At 58.9% G+C, this 17,450-nt stretch carries 12 protein-coding genes, 4 tRNA genes and 1 pseudogene; 11 read left to right on the forward strand and 6 right to left on the reverse strand.

Going from position 1 to position 17,450, the window contains the following annotated elements:
* Window positions 1–220: 220 nt before the first annotated feature.
* The 3 genes from BLU48_RS06545 to BLU48_RS06555 are packed head-to-tail and all read right to left on the reverse strand — an operon-like array spanning window position 221 to window position 6,003.
* Window positions 221–1,639: an efflux transporter outer membrane subunit gene (locus tag BLU48_RS06545; protein WP_057025219.1), complete on the reverse strand. Its 1,419-nt coding sequence runs from the start codon at window positions 1,637–1,639 to the stop codon at window positions 221–223.
* Window positions 1,623–2,792, reverse strand: coding sequence for an efflux RND transporter periplasmic adaptor subunit (locus tag BLU48_RS06550; protein ID WP_057025220.1), 1,170 nt, complete (start codon window positions 2,790–2,792; stop codon window positions 1,623–1,625). The genes BLU48_RS06545 and BLU48_RS06550 overlap by 17 nt, the downstream gene beginning before the upstream one ends.
* Window positions 2,782–6,003 (reverse strand): efflux RND transporter permease subunit, encoded by a 3,222-nt coding sequence (locus tag BLU48_RS06555; RefSeq protein ID WP_057025221.1) that lies wholly within the window; start codon window positions 6,001–6,003, stop codon window positions 2,782–2,784. The genes BLU48_RS06550 and BLU48_RS06555 overlap by 11 nt, the downstream gene beginning before the upstream one ends.
* Window positions 6,004–6,207: 204 nt before the next feature.
* On the opposite strand from BLU48_RS06555, the pseudogene BLU48_RS06560 reads away from it, so the two are divergent.
* Window positions 6,208–6,617: pseudogene (locus BLU48_RS06560) on the forward strand (PA0061/PA0062 family lipoprotein).
* Here BLU48_RS06560 and BLU48_RS31980 read toward each other — a convergent pair.
* Window positions 6,614–6,775, reverse strand: coding sequence for a hypothetical protein (locus tag BLU48_RS31980; protein ID WP_164484828.1), 162 nt, complete (start codon window positions 6,773–6,775; stop codon window positions 6,614–6,616). The pseudogene BLU48_RS06560 and the gene BLU48_RS31980 sit on opposite strands and share 4 nt — an antisense overlap.
* Before the next feature lie 210 nt (window positions 6,776–6,985).
* Here BLU48_RS31980 and BLU48_RS06565 point away from each other — a divergent pair, with 210 nt between their 5' ends.
* Window positions 6,986–7,648, forward strand: coding sequence for a peptidase C39 family protein (locus tag BLU48_RS06565; protein ID WP_057025222.1), 663 nt, complete (start codon window positions 6,986–6,988; stop codon window positions 7,646–7,648).
* Between the two features lie 126 nt (window positions 7,649–7,774).
* Here the strand turns inward: BLU48_RS06565 and pbpG are convergent, their stop codons facing one another.
* Window positions 7,775–8,698, reverse strand: a complete 924-nt coding sequence (gene pbpG / locus BLU48_RS06570) for a D-alanyl-D-alanine endopeptidase (protein ID WP_057025223.1) — start codon at window positions 8,696–8,698, stop codon at window positions 7,775–7,777.
* A 206-nt stretch (window positions 8,699–8,904) separates the two neighbouring features.
* A complete protein-coding gene (gene folD, locus BLU48_RS06575; RefSeq protein WP_057025224.1) occupies window positions 8,905–9,759 on the reverse strand; it encodes a bifunctional methylenetetrahydrofolate dehydrogenase/methenyltetrahydrofolate cyclohydrolase FolD in 855 nt (284 codons plus the stop codon).
* 275 nt (window positions 9,760–10,034) lie between these two features.
* Between folD and BLU48_RS06580 the strand changes: the two genes are divergently transcribed.
* The 9 genes from BLU48_RS06580 (at window position 10,035) to BLU48_RS06620 (ending at window position 17,345) form a co-directional block, all read left to right on the forward strand.
* Window positions 10,035–10,111: transfer RNA gene (locus tag BLU48_RS06580), tRNA-Arg, on the forward strand.
* Between the two features lie 32 nt (window positions 10,112–10,143).
* A tRNA-His gene (locus BLU48_RS06585) sits at window positions 10,144–10,219 on the forward strand.
* A 56-nt stretch (window positions 10,220–10,275) separates the two neighbouring features.
* A tRNA-Leu gene (locus tag BLU48_RS06590) sits at window positions 10,276–10,360 on the forward strand.
* A 78-nt stretch (window positions 10,361–10,438) separates the two neighbouring features.
* Window positions 10,439–10,514 (forward strand) — tRNA-His (locus BLU48_RS06595).
* Between the two features lie 397 nt (window positions 10,515–10,911).
* The gene (tig, locus tag BLU48_RS06600; protein ID WP_034120380.1) at window positions 10,912–12,222 is read left to right on the forward strand and encodes a trigger factor; all 1,311 of its coding nucleotides are present in this window, start codon (window positions 10,912–10,914) and stop codon (window positions 12,220–12,222) included.
* A 91-nt stretch (window positions 12,223–12,313) separates the two neighbouring features.
* On the forward strand, window positions 12,314–12,949 hold the full coding sequence (gene clpP / locus BLU48_RS06605; protein ID WP_057025225.1) for an ATP-dependent Clp endopeptidase proteolytic subunit ClpP: 636 nt from the start codon (window positions 12,314–12,316) through the stop codon (window positions 12,947–12,949).
* 111 nt (window positions 12,950–13,060) lie between these two features.
* A complete protein-coding gene (clpX, locus tag BLU48_RS06610; protein ID WP_017136464.1) occupies window positions 13,061–14,344 on the forward strand; it encodes an ATP-dependent Clp protease ATP-binding subunit ClpX in 1,284 nt (427 codons plus the stop codon).
* Between the two features lie 183 nt (window positions 14,345–14,527).
* Window positions 14,528–16,924, forward strand: a complete 2,397-nt coding sequence (lon, locus tag BLU48_RS06615; RefSeq protein WP_057025226.1) for an endopeptidase La — start codon at window positions 14,528–14,530, stop codon at window positions 16,922–16,924.
* Window positions 16,925–17,072: 148 nt separating this feature from the next.
* Window positions 17,073–17,345 (forward strand): HU family DNA-binding protein, encoded by a 273-nt coding sequence (locus BLU48_RS06620; RefSeq protein WP_003174819.1) that lies wholly within the window; start codon window positions 17,073–17,075, stop codon window positions 17,343–17,345.
* Window positions 17,346–17,450 lie beyond the last annotated feature (105 nt).

The following is a 17,450-nucleotide window of genomic DNA, read 5'->3' on the forward strand; positions in this document are numbered from 1 at the left end:
CAGAGGCTAGGTCGCAGAGCAAGAAGCTGGTGGGCAGGCTTTTGGCAGGATGTGTCTGGAAGGACGCTATCGGGAGCAAGCCCCCTCCCACATTGGCTCTGCGGTGTTTGTACTTTATGTTTCTGGCGCAGGTCCCTTGTGGGAGGGGGCTTGCTCCCGATAGCGATGTTTCAATCACAGCATCATTGACTGACTCACCGCCATCAGGAACAGAATGATGTCAGGCCCCAGGCTGCCAGCCGCCGCCGAGTGCGGTCACAAGTCCCACACTCGCCTGCAACTGCCGCGTCTGCACTGCCTGCAATGTCCGCTGCGCCTGCAACGCTGCCGTCTGGGCGGTGACCACATCCAGGTAACTCACGGCCCCGGCCTGATAGCTGTTCATCGCCAGGGCTTGGGTATGCCGTGCCGCATCCGCCGCCGCTTGTTCATCCTGCGCTTGCTGCTGCAAATCCCTTAGCTGGCCCAGGTTATCTTCGACCTCTCTCACGGCTTTCAACACCTGACTACGGTACTGCGCCGATGCCTCTTCAAACTCGGCCCTGGCTTGGCGTTCGTTGGCACTCAACCGCCCGCCATCAAAGATTGGCAGATTCACCAGCGGCCCCAGCGCCCAATAGCGATTGCCTGCAGACAGCAGGTTACCCACGCCTTGGGTTTGCCCGCCAATCAACCCGGTCAGGCTGAAATCCGGATACCACGCGGCCTTGGCCACGCCGATATTCGCGTTGGCCGCAAACACCCGTCGTTCCGCCGCGGCGATATCCGGGCGGCGTTGCAGCAGGTGGCTCGGCAACTGCGACGGAACCCCTGGCAACGCAAGCAACTGCGGGCTGGGCGGCAATGAAAAATCGCTGGCCGCCACCCCCACCAATTCACCAATGGCATGCTCGGTCAGGTTGCGTTGCCCACGCACTTCATCGCGTTCGGCCTTGGCTTGCGCCAGTTGGTTTTGTGCGCGGGTCAGGTCCAGCTCCGAAGCAATCTGGCCTTCATAACGGTTGCGGGTCAGTTGTAGCGCCTGGCGGAAGTCCTCCAGTGAGCTGTCGAGTATCCGGCCCTGTGCATCCAACCCATTGAGCTGCACATACAAGCTCGCCAATTGATGTTGAAGGCTCAATCGCGCCACCGCCAGGTCATCCGCGGACGCTTGCGCCTGGGCATCTCCGGCAGCCACCTGGTTGCGGATTTTGCCCCACAGGTCGAGGTCATAGCTCAGGGAAAAGCCGGCGGTGTTGCTGTTGTACACCGACGGCTGCGTGCTCCCCCGCAACGGTCGCGAATCCGATTGTCGCTGGCGCAGCGGTTGTGCACTGGCGGCGATTTGCGGGAACAGGCCGGCATGCAACTGGCTGGCATACGCTTGGGACGCGTCGAAATGCGCCAGCGCTGCCGCCAGGTCGGGGTTGGCCTGGAGCAGGCGCTGTTGCAGGTTATCCAGGGTTGGGTCGTTGTAGAGCTTCCACCATTCGGGCGCCAATTGGTCGGAAGGTTGTGCGCTGTGCCACGGGCCGTCGCTGGTCTGTTCGCGGTAATGAGTCGGCAGGTCCACCCTTGGCATTGTGTAGGTGGGCGCCATCGAGCACCCCTGCAATGCCAGCAGCATCAGTGCGGCGAGGGGTTTAAGCCTTGGGCGCATGGGCACCTCCGGAGGCGTCAGCCAGTTGCACCGGGTCGCCTTCGCGCAGGGCGTCAGGCGGGTTGTCGATGATGCGGTCGGCGGGCTTCAGGCCTTGGTCGATCACCAGGCGTTCGCCCAGGTCGAGGCCGATATGAATGGCTTGCAAGTGCACATGATTGTGCTTGTCCAGCACCGCAACCTGGGTGCCCTGGGCGCGGAAGATCAAGGCGCTGGCCGGGATGCTCACGCCATGGGTATCGGCCGGGATCGGCAGGGTGGCTTCGGCGTAATCGCCGGGCAGCAGTTCGCCGTTGGGGTTGTCGGCGACGAACTGGGCAAGCAGGGTGCCGGAGCGGCGGTCGATGGCGGTGGAGTCACCGATCAGGCGCGCCTTGAAGTGCTCGCCAGGGTGTTCGGGCACGGTCAGCTCGGCTTCCAGGCCAGGATGGATCACCGCTGCATAGTTCTGCGGCACCGGCACATACAGGCGCAACTGGTGAGTGTCGGCAATGTTGAACAGCTCAGGGTCGCTGTCGGTATCGGCCTTGATCAACTGGCCGATATCGGTGTTGCGCGCAGTAATGGTGCCGGCGAATGGCGCCCGAATGGTCTTGTAGCTTTCCAGCGCCGACAGTCGCGCATAGTCGGCAGCGGCGGCCTGGGCGTTGGCCTTGGCCGCCGCGGCGTTGGAGGTTTTTTCATCGGCCTCCTGGCGCGATACCGAGTGGCTGGCCAGCAGGTTTTGCCAACGGGTCGCGCTGGTGGCGGCCAGGCGCGCATTCGCTTGTTGTTGGATCAGCCGCGCATGGGCCTGGGCTAGTTGTTGATCAAGGTCGGGGCTGTCGATTTCGGCGAGGATCTGCCCGGCCTGGACCTGGCTGCCGATGTCGACTTTCCAGTCCTTCAAGTAACCGCTGACCCGCGCATGGATCGGCGCCTTGCTCCAGGCCTCGAGGTGCGCGGGCAGGCGCAGGGTATCGCCGGCGGCGTTCTGCTTGGGTTGAAACACCATCACTTGGGGGATGGCGGCGGCCTCGGTCCAGGCAGTGACCGATTGTTCGTGCAGCGTGCGAGCGTGCAGGCCGCTGGCGACCAACAGGGCGGCCAACGTCAGGCCGCCGGCACCCATGAGCATCAGACGCTTGCGCGAGGGTTTTTGATCAGACGACATGTGCGGTTTCTCCAGCTGCAGCGCGAGTAGGGTGACGACCGTGGACCAGGCTGAAGACCACGGGAACAAACAACAGGGTGGCGAGGGTGGCGAAGATCAGTCCGCCGATCACCGCACGGCCGAGCGGGGCGTTTTGCTCCTCGGAAATCGCCAGGGGCAGCATGCCGATGATCATCGCCAGAGCGGTCATGCACACCGGGCGGAAGCGTGTGTAGCCCGCCTCAAGCGCCGCCTTCAATGCATCGCCATGTTCGGCCAGGCGTTCACGGCAGAAGCTCACCACCAGGATCGAGTTGGCGGTAGCCACGCCCATGCACAAGATGGCTCCGGTAAGGGCCGGCACCGACAACGAGGTGCCGCTGAGGAACAGCATCCACACGATGCCTGCCAGTGCGGCCGGCAAGGCCGTGATGATCACGAAGGGATCGGCCCAGGATTGGAAATTGACCACGATCAGCAGATAGATCAGCACCACCGCGCCGAGCAAACCGAAACTCAAGCCACTGAACGCCTCATGCAGCGCATCGATCTGCCCATGCAGGCTGATCGTCGCGCCCTTGGGGCGCATGGCGGCGGTGTCATCCAGGACTTTTTGCACGTCGCGGGCGACGCCGCCGAGGTCGCGGCCTTGTACGTTGGCATACAGGTCCAGGGTGGGTTCGATGTTGTAGTGGGTGACCACCGCCGGGCTTTGCACACGGGAAATGGTGGCCACGCCGCCAAGGATCTGCGACTGGCCATCGGCGCCGGTCACCGGCAGCGCTTCCAGGGACGGCAAGCTGTCGAGGCGGTATTGCGGGGTGGCAGCGACAATGGAATAGGACACGCCATTGGCCGGGTTAAGCCAGAAGGTCGGTGCGGTTTGCGAGCTGCCTGCGAGGGAGGCGACCATGCTGTTGGTGACGTCGCGCTCGGTGATGCCCAGGCCATTGGCGCGCATGCGGTCGACATTCACCTGCAATGAGGGATAGCCAGTGGACTGCTGGATACGCAGGTCGGCGATGCCCGGCACATGTTGCAGGCGCCGCTCCAGTTCCACGGCGTAGGCGCGGTTTTCTTCATCGCTGCGCCCGGAGATTTTTACATCCAGCGGGGCCGGCGCGCCGAAGTTGAGGATCTGGCTGCTGATGTCGGCCGGCAGGAAGGCGAAGTGGCTGCCGGGGAAACTCTGCGGCAGGGCTTCACGCAGTTTTTTCACGTAGTCGGCAGTGGGCGCATGGTCTTTTTTCAGGGTGACCTGGATGTCGCCATCTTGCGGGCCAATGGTGCCGCTGCTGCTGTAGGCCATGTCGATGCCGCTGAGCGGGATGCCGATATTGTCGACGATGGTGTCCAGTTCTTCGGCGGGGATCACTTCACGGATCCGCGCTTCGATGCGGTCGAAGGCCGCGGCGCTTTCCTCGATGCGCGTGCCCAGCGGCAAACGCACGTGCAGCGCCAGGGCTCCTGCATCGGTGGCTGGGAAAAAGTCCTGGCCCAGGCTTGGCAGTAGCAGGAATGACGCGAGTACACAGGCCAGAAAACCCACGATAAAGCGCTTGCGATGACCCAGGGCCAACGTCAGCAAGCCATAGTAGGTGTCGCGGATATTCGAGAAGTGGCGCTCGAAACCTTGCTGGAAATTCAACACGGCTTGCAGCGCGGCATTGCGCGGCTGCTTGTGCTGCTCACCTTCATGGTGGTTGATGAACGCATCTTCAGGATGATGCCCAACACCTGGCTCCGGTGTGTGCGGCTTGAGCAGAAACATCGCCAGTGTCGGCACCAGGGTGCGCGAGAGGATGAACGAACTGGCCATGGCGAAGATCACCGCCAGGGCCATCGGCCGGAACAGATAACCGGCGATGCCTTGCAGCAAGAACATCGGCACGAACACGATGCAGATGCACAGCAGCGAGACGAACGCAGGGCCGACGATTTGTGCGGCACCGTCGAGGATCGCAGCCTTCACCGCCTTGCCTTGTTCCAGGTGCCAGTTGATGTTTTCGATGGTCACCGTGGCGTCGTCCACCAGGATCCCCACCGCCAACGCCAGCCCGCCGAGGGTCATCACGTTGAGGGTTTGCCCGCTGACCGCCAGCAGCGCAATGGCCGACAGTACCGCCAGGGGAATCGACGCGGCAATGATCAGGGTCGAGCGCCAGCTGCCGAGGAACAGCAGAATCATCGCGCTGGTCAGCAACGCGGCGATGATGCCTTCCTGGGCCACACTGCCCACCGATTGCTTGACGAACACCGAAGCGTCACCCAGCAGCGAGGTTTTCAGTGAAGGCGGCAGGGTTTCGTTGATGCGCGGCAGCATCTGGCGGATGCCGTCGATGATCGACAGGGTGGAGATGCTGCCGTTTTTCAGCGCCGGCATCAGTACGGCGCGATGACCGTCGACGCGCACGATGTTGGTCTGTGGTGGCGAGCCGTCGCGCACGTGGGCCACTTGGCCGATGGTGATCAGCGCACCATCGACGGTCTTGATCGGCAGGTCGTTGAGCTCATCGATCGCCTTGGGGCTGTTGTTGAGCAAAATCGTGTATTCGTTGGGGCCGAGCTTGGCGGTGCCCACCGGGATGATCTGGTTCTGCAACGCCAGGGCATTGCCCACGTCCTGGGCCGATAAGCCTTTGGCGGCCAGGGCCTGCGGGTCAAGGTCGAGGGTGATCTGCCGTTGCTTGCCGCCCATCGGCGTGGGCATGGCCAGGCCGGGCAGGGCGCTCAGGGGCAGGCGGATATTGTTCTGTACCAGGTCGCGGATCCTGGCTTCGGACAGACTGGGGCTGGAGAACGCCATTTGCAGGATCGGCACCGTGGAGGCGCTGTAGTTGAGGATCAGCGGCGGGGTAATGCCCGGTGGCATCTGCTTGAGCACGGTTTGTGACACCGCCGTGACCTGGGCGTTGGCGGTGCGGATATCGACGCCGGGCTGGAAGAAGATCTTGACGATGCCCATGCCGGGCAGCGATTGCGATTCGATATGTTCGATGTCGTTGACGGTGGTACTCAAGGAGCGTTCGTAGGTGTAGATCACCCGCCCGGCCATGGCGTCCGGGGACAGGCCGTTGTATTGCCAGACCACGGCGACCACCGGGATACCGATATCGGGGAACACATCAGTAGGCGTGCGCAGGGCCGCCATGGGCCCGATGATGCAGATGAATATGGCCAACACGATGAACGTGTACGGCTTTTGCAGTGCGGTCTTTACCAGCCCGAGCATGCGTGAGTCTCCGAGAAAAGCAGGGTTGCAAACCCCGGCAGTCTTGCCCGACCCACCTAACACGCACCTTTCAGCCAGGTGAAGGAAGATTTAGTTAACGGCTGAAGATCGTTTCATATGTATTCATTTGTTCTACAAAGGCGGGCTGATCAAGCTTGTCAGCCATCGGATACCCCCTTTTTTTGATGCCTTTGGAGCCCTGCCATGTCACTTAAACCACTGTTGTTGATTCCCGCACTTGGCGTTGTATTGTTGCTCTCGGCCTGCGCCGGTCCAATCCCCAAGGCTGACCCCAGCGAAGCCTGGATCGGCTTGAAGGAAGAAGCGCCGAATGACCTGATGGCTGAACGGGTCGACGGCAAGCGCGTGGATGATGGCCGCTATTTGAAGTGACCCCGGGGGACCATCGCCTGGATGTAACGTTATTTGAAGAGGAGCCAGGCGACGACAACCAGCAGGATTGCCAGGGCCGGATCGAGTACAAGCATTTCAAGGCAGGTGAACACTACACCCTGGTGGAGTCGAGCCTGGGCACCACAGTGCGTGCAACCCTAGAGGATGGGCACGGCAAGGAAATCGCGGCGACCCAGGACTTCAATTGCATGCCGGGTTAGGCGTGATGCGCCGTCGCCTTGGAAGGCTTGGCGGGGGCTGCGGGTTTAACCTGGGGGTGATGATGCCGGCGGGTCACGCGCATTACGCCCCACAGCATGGCGGCGGCGACCGCCAGCCAACCACAGATCAACAGGAAAATCGTCGTAGCAAGGCTCATTCGGGCCTCCTTTCGCCCCTTGGGGCACACACAGTCTTCTCAATGGACAGTCTAGCTACACGGCGGTTGCGTGCTATTGACCAATGGTCGAGTCTGTCCAACTTCTTTGCTCTATCAGCAAGGCTTTACTAGCTCAGTGGGCTATACCCACGTCGCAGAGCGCCCTATGATCGGGGCCTTCACCGGCAGTTGATCAAGAGAGTCAAAAAATTGTGTACACGGTCGAACATTAGAACCTCACTGCTGCTGGCCGTTACCCTGGGGCTCGTGGCCTGTTCCAGCCAGCCCTCGAAACTGCCTGGCCTGCCAGAGCGCGTCGAACTCAACGGCGTGCCGACCTTCCGCAGCGAGGCTTATCAGAGCGGTCCTACGGCATTGGCCAGCATGCTGTCGCAACAAGGCATTGTCATGACACCCGGGCTTTTGGATAAACCGCTGCGTCTTCCTGGCGCTGAGGCGGGTCTTGAACGCAACATGCAGGTATTGGCCCGTGAATACGGGCTGATGGTCTACCCGCTGGATGCCAAGCTGCCTGCGCTGCTTGCCCAGGTGGCGGCAGGTTACCCGGTAATGGCGCGAATCAACTCCAGCTTCTGGTCCGGGGCGCGCTATGTCGTGGTGGTGGGGTTCAACCAGCAGAAGAGTACGGTGTTGCTGCGTTCCGGGAACGAGCGCCGATTGACCATGGGGTTCAGTGACTTCGAGTCGGCGTGGAAGAGTGCGGGGCACTGGGCCATCCTGACTCAGCGGCCGAGCCAGTTGCCGGCGAATGTGGATGCGCAGCGCTGGCGTGATGCGGCGAATGCAACGGCCCAGGCGGGGCAGGAGCAAGCGGCAGCGCAGGCGCTCAAGGTCCTGGCAGAGCGCAAGTAAAAATGTGGGAGGGGGCTTGCTCCCGATAGCGGTCTATCAGGATAAGTTTTATAGCCTGGCACACTGCTATCGGGAGCAAGCCCCCTCCCACATTTGGTTTGCGGTGCTTCAGTAATGCTGGTGAGGTTAGCGGCGAACCTCTACCGCATTCCCCCGGTTCTTCAGATTCTTGTCAGCCTTGTAGCGCAACGCTACGTCCGGCACCGCGCCGCCTTTGCCGGTCTCGACCCAGCTGCGAATGCGGCTGGCGTCGGCAAAATGGGTGAACTTGCCAAAGGCATCCAGGATCACCAGCGAAACCGGGCGGTTGCCCATGCTGGTCACCAGCACCAGGCAATGCCCGGCCTGGTTGGTAAAGCCGGTCTTGGTCAGCTTGATGTCCCAGTTGGCGCGGTTGATCAGGTGGTCGGTATTGGAAAAGCCCAAGGTGTAATTGGGTTTGCGGAACGCCACAGTTTTTTCCTTGGTGGTGCTCAGTTGGCTCAGCATTGGAAATTTGCGCGCATAAGCCAGTAGCTTGCTCAGGTCGCGGGCGGTCGACACGTTATGAATCGACAGGCCAGTGGGCTCAACATAGTGGGTGCTGGTCATGCCCAGGGCCTTGGCCTTGGCGTTCATTGCCGCGATGAAGGCCGCGTAGCCACCCGGATAGTGGTGGGCCAGGCTTGCCGCAGCGCGGTTTTCCGAGGACATCAGCGCGATCAGCAGCATCTCCTTGCGTGGCATCTGGCTGCCGATCTTTACCCGCGAGAACACGCCTTTCATCTCTGGCGTGTCAGTGATGTTGATGTCGATGTACTCGTCCATGTTCTGCTTGGCTTCGAGGACGATCAGGCCGGTCATCAGCTTGCTTACCGAAGCGATGGGTACTACCACGTCGGGGTTGCTGGAATAAATGACTTTATTGGTCTGCAAGTCGACCAGCATGGCGCTGCCGGAGGCAATTTGCAGCTTGGAGGCGTCACGCGGGGCCAGGGTGGATTCGGCGGCGTGGGCGAAGGTGCCTGTGAAAGCGAAAAACAGGCTGACAATAGAGAGACGAATTTTCACGCGGATGAACTCGCTAAAAAGTAAGAAATACCGTCTGGGAACGGGTTTTATGATAAATGGCGTTACATTTTAGGAGTATGGATGAAGAACTGTCGAATGTTCTTCTAGAACCAGACGAAAGTGCTTAAAAACTAACAAAAAAAAGTTTTTTCGCGGGCAATAAAAAGCCCCGCGATAAGGCAGGGCTTCTTCATTACGCCTGGTTATTAACCGTGCAGGCTTTCCGCAGCGTACAGGGTATTTTCCAGCAGGCAGGCCCGGGTCATCGGGCCGACACCGCCGGGTACCGGCGTAATCCAGCCGGCGCGGGGCAGGGCGGTTTCATACACCACGTCGCCAACCAACTTGCCGTCGTCCTGGCGGTTGATGCCCACGTCGATGACGATGGCGCCTTCCTTGATCCATTCACCTTTGACCAGCCCTGGCTTGCCGGCGGCCACTACCACCAGATCGGCACGGCCGACATGACCGGCCAGATCCTTGGTGAAACGGTGGGTAACAGTCACAGTGCAACCGGCCAGCAGCAGCTCCATGGCCATCGGGCGACCGACGATATTGGATGCGCCGACGATAACGGCATCGAGGCCGTACAGGTCGACTCCGGTGCTTTCCAGCAGGGTCATGATGCCTTTGGGTGTGCAGGGGCGCAGCAGCGGGATGCGCTGGGCCAGTCGGCCTACGTTATAAGGGTGAAAACCGTCGACGTCTTTGTCCGGGCGGATACGCTCCAGCAGCTTGGAGGCGTCCAGATGCTCGGGTAATGGCAGTTGGAGCAGGATGCCATCGATCGCCGGGTCTTCGTTGAGGCCATCGATCAGGTCGGTAAGGGCCTGCTGGGTGGTCTCGGAAGGCAAGTCATAGGCCTTGGATATAAAGCCGACCTCTTCACAGTCTTTACGCTTGTGCGAGACATAAACCTGAGAGGCAGGATCGCTGCCGACCAGGATCACCGCGAGGCCCGGCGTGCGCAAGCCTTGCTGGCTGCGCTCGGTGACTCGTTTGGCGATCTGCTGGCGCAGGCTGGCGGCGATTGATTTGCCGTCGATAAGTTGTGCAGTCATTACGCGTGATTAACCATCGAGAGGGGGAAGAAAAGTGCGCGCATTCTCGCACGCCAAGGCGCGAGGGCAAAGGCGCTTGGTCTGCAAATTGCCCTAACCCCTTAAATAAAATCAGTTTTTTTCAAAAAAGATTTGACGGGTTTCCGGGGCATCTATACTATTCGTCGCACTTGTCGGGCACAGCCTAGCACTGGTTAAGAAGGTCGAGCAGAATAGTTGTCCTGCAAGGCTGGAAGCACTTAGTTTGTAATCCTCCAAGAGTACAGATTAATAAGGCGCCCGTAGCTCAGCTGGATAGAGCATCCGCCTTCTAAGCGGATGGTCGCAGGTTCGAGTCCTGCCGGGTGCGCCATTAGGCAGCTTTGGCACAAGTAGCGCTATATGGTGGGCGTAGCTCAGTTGGTAGAGCACGGGATTGTGACTCCCGTTGTCGAGGGTTCGATCCCCTTCGTCCACCCCATATTTTGAAAGGCGCCAGATTAATCATCTGGCGCCTTTGCTTTAAGAGCTTCAAGCGCGGATGTGGTGGAATTGGTAGACACACTGGATTTAGGTTCCAGCGCCGCGAGGCGTAAGAGTTCGAGTCTCTTCATCCGCACCAATTAAGCTTTACTTGGCTGTCAGGCCAGTAGGGCTCGACAAAGAAGAAGTGGTTTGGTTTCTTTGTTAACGCAATATGGTGGGCGTAGCTCAGTTGGTAGAGCACGGGATTGTGACTCCCGTTGTCGAGGGTTCGATCCCCTTCGTCCACCCCATATTCGAAAGGCGCCAGATTTAACAGTCTGGCGCCTTTTTTGGTTTCAGGGGTTTGAATATTCGGCGGTTGCAGATACTGGGCCGCATCGGCAGGGCATTTCATCGTATTTGTGTATCTCGATGATGCGCGCTGCTTGCCCGCTCTGTTCGCAGGACGGGTCGTCAGGGAGATGAACGGCTTCGCCTTCTATATATAAGAGGCGGCGCAGGGCCCTGGCGCAATTGGCTGTATTTGTCACCGGGGCGAGGTACATCAGTGCCTTCGTACCGATAAATTGCCGGCGGTTTTCCGGTGTATTTTCAGTAGGGTGACTTCTTGAGTTTGACCCACTAGAATGCATGCCCTTGATTGGGGTCGGAAATGGCCGGCTAACGTCTGTGCAACGAGGAATATCCATGCAAGTTTCTGTTGAAAATACTACTGCTCTCGAGCGCCGCCTGAGCATCACCGTGCCGGCAGAGCGTATCGAGACTGCGGTCAACAAGCGTCTGCAGCAGACTGCCCAGAAGGCCAAGATCGCTGGTTTCCGTCCAGGCAAAGTGCCGATGAGCGAAATCAAGCGTCGTTTTGGTGCCGATGCGCGCCAGGAAGCTGTAGGTGACGTGATCCAGGCTTCCTTCTACGAAGCCGTTGTCGAGCAGAAGCTGAACCCGGCTGGCTCGCCTTCGATCGAGCCTAAGTCCCTGGAAGCGGGCAAGGACCTGGAATACGTTGCCGTATTCGAAGTGTTCCCAGAGTTCGAAGTGGCCGGTTTCGACGGTATCGCCATCGAGCGCCTGAGCGCCGAAGTGGCTGATTCGGACCTGGACAACATGCTGGAAATCCTGCGCAAGCAGAACACCCGTTTTGAAGTGGCCGACCGCGCTGCCCAGAACGAGGACCAGCTGAACATCGATTTCGTTGGCAAGGTTGACGGCGAAGTCTTCGCTGGCGGCTCCGCCAAGGGCACCCAGCTGGTACTGGGTTCCAACCGCATGATCCCGGGTTTCGAGGACGGCCTGGTTGGCGCCAAGGCCGGCGAAGAGCGCGTGCTGAACCTGACTTTCCCTGCTGACTACCAGAACCTGGACCTGGCCGGCAAAGCCGCCGAGTTCACCGTGACCGTCAACAGCGTTTCCGAGCCTAAGCTGCCAGAACTGAACGAAGAATTCTTCGCTCAGTTCGGTATCAAGGAAACCGGCATCGAAGGCTTCCGCACCGAAGTTCGCAAGAACATGGAGCGTGAGCTGCGCCAGGCGATCAAATCCAAGGTCAAGAACCAGGTCATGGACGGTCTGCTGGCCGCCAACCCGATCGAAGTGCCTAAGGCCCTGTTGTCCAACGAAGTGGATCGCCTGCGCGTACAAGCTGTGCAGCAGTTTGGTGGCAACATCAAGCCTGACCAACTGCCGGCCGAGCTGTTCGAAGAGCAAGCCAAGCGCCGCGTTGTGCTGGGCCTGATCGTGGCTGAAGTGGTCAAGCAGTTTGATCTCAAGCCAGACGAAGACCGTGTTCGCGAAATGATCCAGGAAATGGCTTCGGCCTACCAGGAGCCTGAGCAGGTTGTGGCGTGGTACTACAAGAATGACCAGCAGCTGAACGAGGTACGTTCGGTTGTGCTGGAAGAACAAGTTGTGGATACTGTTCTGCAGAAGGCTAAGGTGACCGATAAAGCGGTCTCTTACGAAGAAGCAGTCAAACCGGCGGAAGCAGCACAAGCCGACTGATTGTCCAACTCGTTGGAAATTCAACCATAAGCCAGCCTCGCGCTGGCTTATGCGTTTTCAAGACATGACTATTTGGGAGTAACTGCAGAGCATGTTCCGTAATTCCTATATTCAGCAGAACTCTGATATCCAGGCCGCAGGCGGCCTGGTCCCGATGGTTGTCGAGCAGTCCGCTCGTGGCGAACGCGCCTACGACATCTACTCGCGCCTGCTCAAGGAGCGAGTGATCTTTCTGGTGGGCCCGGTAGAGGACTACATGGCCAACCTGATCTGTGCGCAACTGCTGTTCCTTGAAGCGGAAAACCCGGACAAGGACATCCATCTCTACATCAACTCGCCGGGCGGTTCGGTGACCGCGGGCATGTCGATCTACGACACCATGCAGTTCATCAAGCCAAACGTGTCGACCACCTGTATCGGCCAGGCCTGCAGCATGGGCGCGTTCCTGCTGACCGCAGGTGCCGAGGGCAAGCGTTACTGCCTGCCGAACTCGCGTGTGATGATTCACCAGCCACTGGGCGGTTTCCAGGGCCAGGCGTCGGATATCGAAATCCATGCCAAGGAAATCCTCTTCATCCGCGAGCGTCTCAACACGCTGATGGCCAAGCACAGCGGGCGCACTCTGGAAGAAATCGAGCGCGATACCAACCGTGACAATTTCATGAGCGCTGAAGCCGCGAAAGAATACGGGTTGATCGACGCAGTGATCGACAAGCGCCCCGCTTAATTAAGCCGCTCAAAATAGGGCTGGTCGGCATGTCCGACCACTGGCGGGCTTGAAAAAGCCCGCATAAGCCTTCATCTTGTGTTGCAAGCCTATCGGATTTGGATCGAACGAATGACTGACACCCGCAACGGCGAGGACAACGGCAAGCTGCTCTATTGCTCCTTCTGTGGCAAAAGCCAGCATGAAGTACGCAAATTGATTGCCGGCCCCTCGGTGTTTATCTGCGACGAATGCGTCGACCTGTGCAATGACATCATCCGCGAGGAGGTGCAGGAAGCCCAGGCCGAGAGCAGCGCGCATAAATTACCTTCGCCGAAAGAAATCAGCGGCATCCTTGACCAGTATGTGATTGGTCAAGAGCGTGCAAAGAAGGTTCTGGCCGTAGCGGTGTACAACCACTACAAGCGCCTGAACCAGCGTGACAAGAAAGGCGACGAAGTCGAACTCGGCAAGAGCAACATCTTGTTGATCGGTCCTACAGGCTCGGGTAAAACCCTGCTTGCAGAAACCCTCGCTCGCCTGTTGAACGTTCCGTTCACCATTGCCGACGCCACCACCCTCACCGAGGCTGGCTACGTGGGTGAAGATGTCGAGAACATCATTCAGAAACTGCTGCAGAAGTGTGACTACGACGTAGAAAAGGCCCAGATGGGTATTGTCTATATCGACGAAATCGACAAGATTTCGCGCAAGTCCGACAACCCGTCGATTACCCGGGATGTTTCCGGTGAAGGCGTGCAGCAGGCCCTGTTGAAACTGATCGAAGGCACGGTTGCTTCCGTACCGCCCCAAGGCGGCCGCAAGCACCCGCAGCAGGAATTCCTTCAGGTTGATACGCGTAACATCCTGTTCATCTGCGGCGGTGCATTCTCTGGCCTGGAGAAGGTTATCCAGCAGCGCTCCACCCGTGGCGGCATTGGTTTCGGCGCGGAAGTGCGCAGCAAGGAAGAAGGCAAGAAGGTGGGTGAGTCCCTGCGTGAAGTCGAACCTGACGATCTGGTCAAGTTCGGTCTGATCCCGGAATTCGTTGGCCGTCTGCCGGTCCTGGCCACGTTGGACGAGCTGGATGAGGCTGCTCTGATTCAGATCCTCACCGAGCCGAAAAACGCCTTGACCAAGCAATACGCCAAGCTGTTCGAGATGGAAGGTGTAGACCTCGAGTTCCGTACCGACGCACTCAAATCGGTGGCCAAACGGGCACTGGAGCGCAAGACCGGTGCACGTGGCCTGCGTTCGATTCTCGAAGGCGTGCTGCTCGACACCATGTACGAAATCCCCTCGCAGTCCGAGGTGAGTAAAGTGGTGATCGACGAAAGCGTTATAGAAGGCAAGTCCAAGCCACTGTATATCTACGAAAACAGTGAGCCGGCTGCCAAGGCTGCGCCAGACGCGTAAGCGTCCAGCGGTACAAGCAAGGGGCCTTCAGGGGCCCCTTGTTTTTTTGGGGTGGTTTCTCAAGGCAGTGGTTAAATTCGCGGTTATTCATGCGTTTAACTGCTGGCATTGAGCTTGTTTTTTTTGCATCGAACCCCCATCTTGGTTTCAAGCTTACTTTTCAACTGTCATAGAGGCGAAATCATGAAGACAACCATCGAATTGCCTCTCCTGCCGTTGCGTGATGTCGTCGTCTATCCGCACATGGTTATCCCGCTGTTCGTGGGGCGCGAGAAGTCTATCGAAGCCCTCGAGGCCGCGATGACGGGCGACAAGCAAATCCTGCTGTTGGCCCAGAAGAATCCAGCTGATGATGATCCAGGCGAAGACGCCCTGTATCGCGTCGGCACCGTTGCGACTGTATTGCAATTGCTCAAGTTGCCCGATGGTACCGTCAAGGTACTGGTAGAAGGCGAGCAGCGCGGCGCGGTAGAGCGTTTCATGGAGGTGGACGGCCACCTGCGCGCCGAAGTGGCGCTGATTGAAGAAGTCGAGGCCCCGGAGCGTGAGTCCGAGGTGTTTGTACGCAGCCTGCTCTCACAGTTCGAGCAGTATGTGCAGTTGGGCAAGAAAGTCCCGGCTGAAGTCCTGTCTTCCCTCAACAGCATTGATGAGCCAAGCCGTCTGGTCGACACCATGGCGGCGCACATGGCGCTGAAAATCGAGCAGAAGCAAGACATCCTCGAAATCATCGACCTGCCGGCACGTGTCGAACATGTGCTGGCGCTGCTCGATGGCGAAATCGACCTGTTGCAGGTCGAGAAGCGCATCCGCGGCCGCGTGAAGAAACAAATGGAGCGCAGCCAGCGCGAGTACTACCTGAATGAGCAGATGAAGGCCATTCAGAAAGAGCTCGGTGACGGTGAGGAAGGCCACAACGAAATCGAAGAGCTGAAAAAGCGTATCGACGCCGCTGGCCTGCCGAAAGACGCCTTGACCAAGGCCACCGCTGAGCTGAACAAGCTCAAGCAGATGTCGCCGATGTCGGCCGAAGCCACCGTGGTGCGCTCCTATATCGATTGGCTGGTACAGGTGCCGTGGAAGGCCCAGACCAAGGTGCGCCTGGACCTGGTCCGTGCCGAAGAGATCCTCGATGCCGACCACTACGGCCTCGAAGAGGTCAAGGAACGCATCCTCGAGTACCTCGCCGTACAAAAGCGCGTGAAGAAAATCCGCGGCCCGGTGTTGTGCCTGGTCGGCCCTCCAGGTGTAGGTAAAACCTCCCTGGCGGAGTCGATTGCCAGCGCCACCAACCGCAAGTTTGTGCGCATGGCGCTGGGCGGCGTGCGTGACGAGGCGGAAATCCGTGGTCATCGCCGTACCTACATCGGTTCGATGCCAGGAAGATTGATTCAAAAGATGACAAAAGTGGGTGTGCGCAACCCGCTGTTCCTGCTCGATGAAATCGACAAAATGGGCAGCGACATGCGTGGCGATCCTGCGTCGGCGCTGCTTGAAGTCCTCGATCCAGAGCAGAATCACAATTTCAACGACCATTACCTGGAAGTCGACTACGACCTGTCCGACGTAATGTTCCTGTGCACCTCCAACTCCATGAACATTCCGCCAGCGTTGCTGGACCGGATGGAGGTGATTCGTCTGCCGGGCTACACCGAAGACGAGAAGATCAACATCGCGGTCAAATACCTCGCGCCCAAGCAGATTTCAGCCAACGGCCTGAAGAAGGGCGAGATCGAATTTGACGTCGAGGCGATCCGCGACATCGTGCGTTACTACACCCGCGAGGCCGGCGTGCGGGGCCTCGAACGCCAGATCGCGAAGATCTGCCGCAAGGCGGTCAAGGAACACGCCCTGGAAAAACGCTTCTCCGTGAAGGTGGTGGCTGACTCCCTGGAACACTTCCTGGGTGTGAAGAAATTCCGCTACGGCCTGGCCGAGCAGCAGGATCAGGTGGGGCAGGTGACTGGCCTGGCGTGGACCCAGGTGGGTGGCGAATTGCTGACCATCGAAGCCGCGGTAATTCCGGGCAAAGGCCAATTGATCAAGACCGGCTCCCTGGGTGATGTGATGGTCGAATCCATTACGGCCGCGCAGACCGTGGTGCGCAGCCGCGCCCGCAGCCTGGGCATCCCCCTGGACTTCCACGAGAAGCACGACACCCATATCCACATGCCGGAAGGGGCGACCCCGAAGGACGGCCCCAGCGCTGGCGTAGGCATGTGCACGGCCCTGGTGTCGGCATTGACCGGGATTCCTGTGCGCGCCGATGTGGCAATGACCGGGGAAATTACCCTGCGTGGCCAAGTATTGGCTATCGGTGGTCTGAAAGAGAAATTGCTTGCTGCACACCGGGGTGGAATCAAGACGGTGATCATTCCTGAAGAGAATGTTCGCGATTTGAAGGAAATTCCTGACAACATCAAGCAGGATCTTCAGATTAAACCGGTTAAATGGATTGACGAGGTCCTGCAAATTGCGCTGCAATACGCGCCGGAGCCCTTGCCGGATGTGGCTCCGGAGATAGTCGCGAAGGACGAAAAACGCGAGTCCGATTCCAAGGAAAGAATTAGCACGCATTAATGTGTTAAAGCCTGGGGGCTTCCTTGACAGCTTTTTAGAGCCCTTGTTATAAAGCGGCTCTTAAGTGTCTGTAGGCCATTCAGCACTGGTTTTTGCTTTTACCAAAAAACTTAGAATCATACTCAATAGATATATAAGGGGACTTAGAGTGAACAAGTCGGAACTGATTGATGCTATCGCCGCATCCGCTGATATCCCGAAAGCTGCTGCTGGCCGTGCGCTGGACGCAGTAATCGAATCCGTCACTGGCGCTCTGAAGGCCGGCGACTCCGTGGTACTGGTAGGCTTCGGTACTTTCTCTGTGACCGATCGCCCAGCTCGCACTGGCCGTAACCCACAGACCGGTAAAGCACTGCAAATCGCTGCTGCCAAGAAACCAGGTTTCAAAGCCGGTAAAGCCCTGAAAGAAGCAGTTAACTAAGCTTCGTTCTTGCCTTACCTACCCGGGTTAGACGCAGGTCTGGCCTGGCAGCGGAGCGGCAGCTGACCCACATATCCATTGGGTCGCCATGCCGGGGGTGTGGGT

The organism is Pseudomonas synxantha, assembly GCF_900105675.1.
GTDB classification, from domain to species: Bacteria; Pseudomonadota; Gammaproteobacteria; order Pseudomonadales; family Pseudomonadaceae; genus Aquipseudomonas; species Aquipseudomonas synxantha.